This window comes from Streptomyces sp. NPDC060205 (genome assembly GCF_042728395.1).
In the GTDB taxonomy this organism is placed as follows: Bacteria; Actinomycetota; Actinomycetes; order Streptomycetales; family Streptomycetaceae; genus Streptomyces.
The window spans coordinates 1-8,724 of record NZ_JBHWZP010000373.1; the positions used below are offsets into that span (position 1 = coordinate 1).

Genomic DNA, 8,724 nt, shown 5'->3' on the forward strand with positions numbered 1-8,724 from the left:
TTTCTTACCCCCCTTGTACCCCCTCTCTTTGGTTTTTGGGTGGGGTGTGCCGGTTTTTGTGGGGGGGGGGGGGGTTTTACCCGCGCCCCCCCCCGCGGCTCAGGTGGTGGTGCGGGTGTGGGTCAGCCGGTGTAGGTGCCGGACTTGATGGCCTTCCAGTCGCCGCCCTCGACGGAGTAGACGGTGAGCTGCTTGTTGGTGGTGTCGCCGTACTCGTCGAAGGAGACCTTGCCGGTGACGCCGTCGAAGGAGACGTTCTGCACGGCCTCGGTGATCTTGGCGCGGGCGTCGTCCGGGAGCTTGCCGTCGTTGTCCTCGACGACCTTCTTCACGGCCTCGATGATCGCCCAGCCGGAGTCGTAGGAGTAGCCGCCGTAGGCCTCGAAGGCCTCCTTGTAGCCGGCCGCCTTGTAGTTGGCGACGAACTCCTTGGCGGAGGGCAGCTCCTCGACGGGCGCGCCGACCGAGGTGGCGAGGTCGCCCTTGCCGCCGGCGCCGGCGAGCTTGATGAAGTCGGCGCTGTAGATGCCGTCACCGCCGACGAGCGGGATCTTGACGCCGGCGGCCTTGATCTGCTTGCTGAGCGGGCCGGCCTGCGGGTACTCGCCGCCGTAGTAGACGACGTCGGCGCCGGAGCTCTTCACCTGGGTGACGACGGCGGAGAAGTCCTTGGTGTCGGGGTCGATGTGCTGGGTTCCGACGACCTTGCCGCCGAGCTTCTTGAACTCGTCGGTGAAGGTGGCGGCCAGGCCGGCGCCGTAGGTCTTCTTGTCGTCGATGACATAGACCTTCTTCTTCTTCGCGTCGTTGTAGACGTACTGCGCGGCGAACGGGCCCTGGATGGCGTCCGTGGTCGCGGTGCGGAAGTACGACTTGTACGTGCGGACCTTCTTGTTCTGCCAGTCGGTGCCCTGGGTGAGGGTCGGGCCCGTGTTGGCGGGGGAGATCTCGACGAGCTTGGCGTCGTCGAAGACCTTCTGCATGGACTCGGCGACCGAGGAGTTCAGCGGGCCGACGACGCCGACGACGTCCTTGTCGGCGACGAACTTGACGGCGTTCTGCTGGCCCGAGGAGGGCTGTGCCTGGTCGTCGAGGGCTTCGACCTTGAAGGTGATGCCTTCGACGGTCTTCTCCTTGTTGGCCGTCTTGGCGGCGAGGTCCACGGAGTTCTTGATTCCGAGGCCCAGGGCGGAGAGGTCACCCGTCAGCGGGGCGTCGACACCGATGACGACGGTTTTGTTGCCGCTGCCGGAGTCCGAGCCGCCGTCGTCGTCGCGAGAGCCACAGGCGGTGAGGGTGAGTGCTCCCGCCGCCAGCGCGGCGGTGATGGCGATGAGCGAACGTTGACGCACGATCAGCAGTCCTTTCCCTGGCACGGCCGTTCCTCGTGGAACGGGCCGAGTCGAGCGCTGGGCCGAAAATTCTTCGAATCCGATGGCGCGGTGACTGGCCGTGACTCTAAGCGGGTGGAGGGAACGTGGAGGAGAGTCTGAAGAAGGATGTGACGCTCTTGTTATGACACGAGGTAATGCAGAGCGGTACTCGGTGGGTGGATGGGCGGAATTAGAGCCGATTCGTCCGGTCCACATTGTGAGAACCCGCAGATCGTGCGGCGGTGATTTCAGCAGCGTTCTAGCGGTTTGCTAGTGACGGCGGGTCGTTGCTGCAGGCTACTTGAAGGGCGTCGGACAGGTCGTGTGCATACCGCTCACCCAGGATGTAGCTGTGGTCTTCTATTGCGCGCGTATTACGCAGAGTTACGTCCAGGAAAGGAAGTCCGGCGTTCCTCGGCGTATTCGCGCATTCCGTGACATTCATAGTGACAACGATCTTGTGGCCGAAACCCGTCCTTGTGCGGAACGGTGGTTTGGGCACCGATGTCAGATTGAGCCCGGCGTAGGGCTGGGAGATCTCCATGACGGTGATGGTGGGGCCGGAGTGCGCGGTGACGCGTACCGCGAAGGTGAAACTGCCCGCGGGCGCGTTCGGCGGTGAGCCCTCCTGGCCCAGGTAGTCGATGTCGACGACCTGGGACGGGAACGGGCCGACGGCGGGCGGCGGTGGCTGCGGCCGGGTCGCGTAGAGGTAGCCGCCGCCCGCGATCAGGACGACCGCCGCCGCGGAGGCGAGCACGGCGCGGCGGTGGCGGGCGTAGTAGAGGGCCGCCGGATGCCCCGGGGGCTGGTCGTGGCCGGTCGGCGGGGGAGCTTCGAAGTCGTCCCACGCGCGTGTTCCCTCGCCCGGTTCGACCGGGCCGACGCCACTCAACTCCAGGGCCCTTCCGTCGGGTTGCCGTTGCGGTACCGCTGTTCGCAGCGCTCGCGCGCGGTGCGGTCGATCAGTTCTCCTGCCGCCTGTGCGCCCTCGCGCCTCTTCTCGGCCCTGGCGGCGTCCACGACGTCCCTCAGGATCTCGTACTGCCCGTCGGACAGGCCCATCGACTGGTAGTCGCCGTAGGTGTCGTCGTCCAGGACCTTGCGCGACCAGTGCGCGACGAGGCGTGCGCACAGGTCCCCGGGCCCGGTCGCCGGGGGTGACGACCGCGTACCGGGGGCCGTGCGCGTGACCTCCGGCGCGCCGGTCGTGCCGCTCTGTGTGCCGGACCCGCCGCACCCGGTCGCGCCGGCGGCGAGGGCGCCGGTCAGGAGCGCCAGTCCGAGCACCGGGCCCCGCCAGGGGGCCCCGCCCGTTCCCATGCCCTGACGCTAGGCCGCCGGGTGCCCGGGATCAACGTCCGTGTCGGACAACGGTTTTCGGACGGGCCCGGCCGGCGGCTCAGCCGGTGGCGCCGACCCGCTCCGCGTCGCTCGGCCGCACGTCGCGCAGCAGGCAGGTCAGCCGGGCGCTGCACACCCGCCTGCCGTCCTCGTCGCTGATCACGATCTCGTACGTGGCCGTGGAGCGGCCGCGGTGCAGGGGGGTGGCCACGGCGGTCACGAGGCCGGACGTGGCGCCCCGGTGGTGGGTGCAGTTGAGGTCGACGCCGACGGCGATCTTGGAGCTGCCGCCGTGCAGCATGGCGCCGACCGAGCCGAGGGTCTCGGCGAGCACGGCGGAGGCGCCGCCGTGCAGGAGTCCGTAGGGCTGGGTGTTGCCCTCGACCGGCATGGTGCCCACGACGCGGTCCGCGGAGGCCTCGATGATCTGGACGCCCATGCGGGTGCCGAGGTGTCCGGCGGAGAACATGGCGACCAGGTCCACGCCGAGCGCCGAGTACTCGTCGATGACCTCTTGCGGGAACTTCACGTGGTGCTGCTCGCCCATGGGTCCGTTTCCTTACGTCGTCGGTCGTGCGTCCGGAGCCCGTGTCCGGAACCTGCGTCTAAGCGAACGCTCAGTTGGTTGCCGATTGTTCCAGACGGACGACGACGGACTTGCTGGCGGGCGTGTTGCTGGTGTCGGCGGTGGCGTCCAGCGGCACCAGGACGTTCGTCTCCGGGTAGTACGCGGCCGCGCAGCCGCGGGCCGTCGGGTAGTGCACGACCCGGAAACCGGCCGCGCGGCGCTCCACCCCGTCCTTCCACTCACTGACGAGATCGGTGTACGAGCCGTCGGCGAGGCCCAGCTCGCGCGCGTCCTCGGGGTTCACCAGGACGACCCGGCGGCCGTTCCTGATCCCCCGGTAGCGGTCGTCGAGGCCGTAGATCGTGGTGTTGTACTGGTCGTGCGAGCGCAGGGTCTGCAGGAGCAGGCGGCCCTCGGGGAGCTTCGGGTACTCGACGGGCGCGGCCGTGAAGTTGGCCTTGCCGGTGGCGGTGGGGAAGCGGCGCTCGTCGCGCGGGGCGTGCGGGAGGGCGAAGCCCGCGGGGTCGGCGATCCGGCGGTTGAAGTCGTCGAAGCCCGGGACCACGCGCGCGATGCGGTCGCGGACGGTCGCGTAGTCCTTCTCGAACTCCTCCCAGGGCGTACGGGAGTTTTCGCCCAGGACCCGGCGGGCGAGCCGGCACACGATGGCCGGCTCCGACAGCAGGTGGTCGCTCGCGGGGTCCAGACGGCCGCGGGAGGCGTGCACCATGCCCATGGAGTCCTCGACGGTCACGAACTGCTCGCCGCCGCCCTGGAGATCGCGCTCGGTGCGGCCGAGGGTGGGCAGGATCAGGGCGCGCGCGCCGGTGACGGCGTGTGAGCGGTTGAGCTTCGTCGACACGTGCACGGTGAGGCGGGCGCGGCGCATCGCTGCCTCGGTGACCTCGGTGTCGGGGGAGGCCGACACGAAGTTGCCGCCCATCGCGAAGAAGACCTTGGCCCGGTCGTCGCGCATCGCGCCGATCGCCCGCACGACGTCGTAGCCGTGCTCGCGCGGCGGGGCGAAGCCGAACTCCTTCTCCAGGGCGTCCAGGAAAGCGGGCGCGGGGCGCTCGAAGATGCCCATCGTGCGGTCGCCCTGCACGTTCGAGTGACCGCGCACCGGGCACACGCCCGCGCCCGGCCTGCCGATGTTGCCGCGCACCAGCAGGAAGTTGACGACCTCGCGGATCGTCGGCACGGAGTGCTTGTGCTGGGTGAGGCCCATCGCCCAGCACACGATGGTGCGCTTCGAGGCGAGCACCATCGACAGCGCTTCGTCGATCTGCGCGCGCGTGAGGCCCGTCGCCGTGAGCGTCTCGTCCCAGTCGGCGGCGCGGGCGGCCTCGGCGAACTCCTCGTAGCCGTGCGTGTGTTCGCCGACGAACTCCTCGTCGACGGCTCCCTCCGTCTCCAGGACGAGCTTGTTCAGCAGGCGGAAGAGGGCCTGGTCGCCGCCGATGCGGATCTGCAGGAACAGGTCGGTGAGGGCCGCGCCCTTGAACATGCCCTGCGGGGTCTGCGGGTTCTTGAAGCGCTCCATGCCCGCCTCGGGCAGCGGGTTCACCGTGATGATCCGCGCGCCGTTCGACTTCGCCTTCTCCAGGGCGGAGAGCATGCGCGGGTGGTTCGTGCCGGGGTTCTGCCCGGCCACGATGATCAGATCCGCCTGGTAGAGGTCGTCCAGCAGGACGCTGCCCTTGCCGATCCCTATCGTCTCGTTCAGCGCCGAGCCGGACGACTCGTGGCACATGTTCGAGCAGTCGGGGAGGTTGTTCGTGCCGTACTCGCGGGCGAACAGCTGGTAGAGGAACGCGGCCTCGTTGCTGGTGCGGCCCGAGGTGTAGAACAGCGCCTCGTCCGGGGAGCCGAGGCCGGTGAGCTCCTCGGCGACGATGTCGAAGGCACGCTCCCACGACACCGGCTCGTAGCGGTCGGCGCCCTCCGCGAGATACATGGGGTGCGTCAGGCGGCCCTGCTGGCCCAACCAGTAGCCGCTGCGGGTCGCGAGGTCGGCGACAGGGTGCGCGGCGAAGAAGTCCGGGGTCACACGGCGCAGGGTGGCCTCCTCGGCGACCGCCTTCGCGCCGTTCTCGCAGAACTCCGCCGTGTGCCGGTGCTCCGGCTCGGGCCAGGCGCAGCCCGGGCAGTCGAAGCCGTCCTTCTGATTGACCCGCAGCAGCGTCAGCGCCGTGCGCTTCACACCCATCTGCCACTGGGCGATGCGCAGGGAGTGCCCGACGGCGGGCAGCCCGGCCGCAGCATGCTTCGGTTCCGCGACCTGCGGCGCGTCCTGAACCGGATCACTCTGGGGCGGCTTGCCGGCCATGTCGGCCTCCTCTTCGAGCACATGTGTGAGGTACGTCTCCGATCCTCCCACGTGGTACCGACACGGATCCTGCCCCGGTCCCGGCAACGGGGGAGAACCGGTGCGAGAACACCGCCGCGGACGGCGGGGCGGGGCCGACTGTCAGTGGGGCGTGGCAGGATCGGGGGTGTGGCAGAGACAGCATCGAAGAAGACCGAGAAGACCTCCGGCGGGGGACGCCCGCGGCTGATGCTCATGGATGGGCATTCGCTGGCGTACCGCGCGTTCTTCGCGCTGCCCGCGGAGAATTTCACGACGGCGACGGGCCAGCCGACGAACGCGATCTACGGCTTCGCGTCGATGCTCGCCAACACGCTGCGCGACGAGTCGCCCACGCACTTCGCGGTGGCGTTCGACGTGTCGCGCAAGACGTGGCGCTCCGAGGAGTTCACGGAGTACAAGGCGAACAGGTCGAAGACGCCCGACGAGTTCAAGGGCCAGGTCGAGCTGATCGGCGAGGTCCTGGACGCGATGAACGCCGAGCGGTTCGCCGTCGACGGCTTCGAGGCGGACGACATCATCGCCACCCTCGCCACGCAGGCCGAGGCCGAGGGCTTCGACGTGCTGATCGTCACCGGCGACCGCGACTCCTTCCAGCTGGTCTCCGAGCACACCACCGTGCTCTACCCGACCAAGGGCGTCTCCGAGCTGACGCGGTTCACTCCGGAGAAGGTCTTCGAGAAGTACGGGCTGACGCCGGCCCAGTACCCCGACTTCGCGGCCCTGCGCGGCGACCCGTCCGACAACCTTCCGGGCATCCCCGGCGTCGGTGAGAAGACCGCCGCGAAGTGGATCAACCAGTTCGGTTCGTTCGCGGAGCTGGTCGAGCGCGCCGATGAGGTCAAGGGCAAGGCCGGGCAGAACTTCCGCGACCACCTGGAGGCGGTCAAGCTCAACCGCCGCCTCACCGAGATGGTGCGTGACGTCGAGCTGCCGAAGGCGGTGCCCGACCTGGAGCGCGCTCCGTACGACCGCACGGCCCTCGCGATGGTCCTGGACACCCTGGAGATCCGTAACCCGTCGCTGCGCGAGCGGCTGCTGGCCGTCGACCCCGGGGCGGAGCAGGCCGAGGACGCGGCGCCGGTCGCCGCGGGCGTGGCCGTGGACGGCACGGTCCTCGACGCGGGCGAGCTGGGCCCCTGGCTCACCGAGCACGGCACGGCGGTCCTGGGCGTCGCCACGGTCGACACCTGGGCGCTCGGTACGGGATCGGTCGCCGAGATCGCCCTCGCCGCGGCCGACGGTGCGGCGGCCTGGTTCGACCCGTCGCAGCTCGACGAGAGCGACGAGAACGCGTTCGCGCGCTGGCTCGCCGACGCCGACAGCCCCAAGGTGCTGCACAACGCCAAGGCGGTCATGCGGGTCTTCGCCGAGCACGGCTGGAGCGTCGCGGGCATCTCCATGGACACCGCCCTCGCCGCCTACCTCGTCAAGCCGGGCCGGCGCTCCTTCGACCTGGACGCGCTGTCCCTGGAGTACCTCGGGCGGGAGCTGGCGCCCGCCGCGACCGCCGACGGACAGCTCGCCTTCGGCGCCGACGAGGGCGCCGAGGCCGACGCGCTGATGGTGCAGGCCCGCGCCATCCTCGACCTGGGCGAGGCCTTCGGCGAGCGGCTGAAGGAGGTCGGCGCCGCCGATCTGCTGCAGGACATGGAACTGCCCACCTCCGAACTGCTCGCCCGCCTGGAGCGGCACGGCATCGCGGCGGACAGGGCGCACCTGGAGGCCATGGAGCAGATGTTCGCGGGCGCGGTCCAGCAGGCCGTGAAGGAGGCGCACGCGGCGGTCGGGCACGAGTTCAACCTCGGCTCGCCCAAGCAGCTCCAGGAAGTCCTCTTCGGTGAACTGGGCCTGCCCAAGACGAAGAAGACGAAGACCGGCTACACGACGGACGCCGACGCTCTCGCCTGGCTCGCCGCGCAGACCGACCACGAACTGCCCGTCATCATGCTCCGCCACCGCGAGCAGGCGAAGCTGCGCGTCACCGTCGAGGGCCTGATCAAGACCATCGCCGCGGACGGCCGCATCCACACCACCTTCCACCAGACGGTCGCCGCGACGGGCCGTCTCTCGTCGCAGGATCCGAACCTGCAGAACATCCCGGTACGCACCGAGGAGGGCCGCGCGATCCGCCGCGGCTTCGTGGTCGGCGAGGGCTTCGAATCCCTCATGACCGCCGACTACAGCCAGATCGAACTGCGCGTGATGGCCCACCTGTCGGAGGACGAGGGCCTCCTCGCGGCCTTCACCTCCGGCGAGGACCTGCACACCACCGTCGCCTCCCAGGTGTTCTCCGTGGAGCGCGACGCCGTCGACGCGGAGATGCGCCGCAAGATCAAGGCGATGTCGTACGGGCTCGCGTACGGGCTGTCCGCGTTCGGGCTCTCCCAGCAGCTCAACATCGACGCGGGGGAGGCGCGTGGCCTGATGGACACGTACTTCGAGCGCTTCGGCGGGGTACGGGACTATCTGCGGCGGGCGGTCGACGAGGCGCGGGCCACGGGGTACACGGCGACGCTGTTCGGGCGGCGCCGCTACCTCCCCGACCTCAACAGCGACAACCGGCAGCGGCGGGAGGCCGCGGAGCGGATGGCGCTGAACGCGCCGATCCAGGGCACGGCGGCGGACATCGTCAAGATCGCGATGCTGCACGTGGACAAGGCTCTGCGGGAGGCCGGGCTGGCGTCCCGGATGCTGCTCCAGGTCCACGACGAAATCGTCCTGGAGATCGCTCCCGGGGAGCGGGCGCGGGCGGAGGAACTGGTCCGCCGGGAGATGGCCGCGGCGGTCCAGCTCCGGGCGCCGCTGGACGTCTCGGTGGGCTCGGGCCCGGACTGGGAGTCGGCAGCGCACTAGCTCCGCTCGGAGCGGCTTACTCACCTGCGGGCCCGGTGGGAGCTACTCGCGCAGTTCCCCGCGCCCCTGGGTCGCCTTGGGCGGGGCCGGGTGATTGCCTGCGGGTCCGTCGTGGCTTGTCGCGCAGTTCCCCGCGCCCCTGAAGGGCGAAAGGATTGCGCAGTTCCCCGCGCCCCTATCCGTTCCGCCCGCGCGCCCGGTGGGGGCTGGCCGCG

General features: G+C 69.9%; 6 protein-coding genes. 1 reads left to right on the top strand and 5 read right to left on the bottom strand.

Annotated features, from left to right (window positions below; genetic code table 11):
* Window positions 1-122: 122 nt before the first annotated feature.
* From ACFWGJ_RS38160 to ACFWGJ_RS38180, 5 genes are all read right to left on the bottom strand, one after another.
* Complete coding sequence (locus ACFWGJ_RS38160) at window positions 123-1,352, bottom strand: branched-chain amino acid ABC transporter substrate-binding protein (RefSeq protein ID WP_387333557.1); 1,230 nt, start codon at window positions 1,350-1,352, stop codon at window positions 123-125.
* A gap of 280 nt (window positions 1,353-1,632) precedes the next feature.
* Window positions 1,633-2,268 (bottom strand): Tat pathway signal sequence domain protein, encoded by a 636-nt coding sequence (locus ACFWGJ_RS38165; RefSeq protein WP_387333558.1) that lies wholly within the window; start codon window positions 2,266-2,268, stop codon window positions 1,633-1,635.
* Window positions 2,265-2,696, bottom strand: coding sequence for a hypothetical protein (locus tag ACFWGJ_RS38170; protein ID WP_387333559.1), 432 nt, complete (start codon window positions 2,694-2,696; stop codon window positions 2,265-2,267). Before ACFWGJ_RS38170 ends, ACFWGJ_RS38165 begins: the two co-directional genes overlap by 4 nt.
* A 79-nt stretch (window positions 2,697-2,775) precedes the next feature.
* Window positions 2,776-3,264, bottom strand: a complete 489-nt coding sequence (locus ACFWGJ_RS38175) for a PaaI family thioesterase (RefSeq protein WP_107017568.1) — start codon at window positions 3,262-3,264, stop codon at window positions 2,776-2,778.
* Window positions 3,265-3,334: 70 nt separating this feature from the next.
* Complete coding sequence (locus ACFWGJ_RS38180) at window positions 3,335-5,614, bottom strand: FdhF/YdeP family oxidoreductase (RefSeq protein WP_387333560.1); 2,280 nt, start codon at window positions 5,612-5,614, stop codon at window positions 3,335-3,337.
* A gap of 168 nt (window positions 5,615-5,782) precedes the next feature.
* Between ACFWGJ_RS38180 and polA the strand changes: the two genes are divergently transcribed.
* Complete coding sequence (gene polA, locus ACFWGJ_RS38185) at window positions 5,783-8,509, top strand: DNA polymerase I (RefSeq protein WP_387333561.1); 2,727 nt, start codon at window positions 5,783-5,785, stop codon at window positions 8,507-8,509.
* Window positions 8,510-8,724 lie beyond the last annotated feature (215 nt).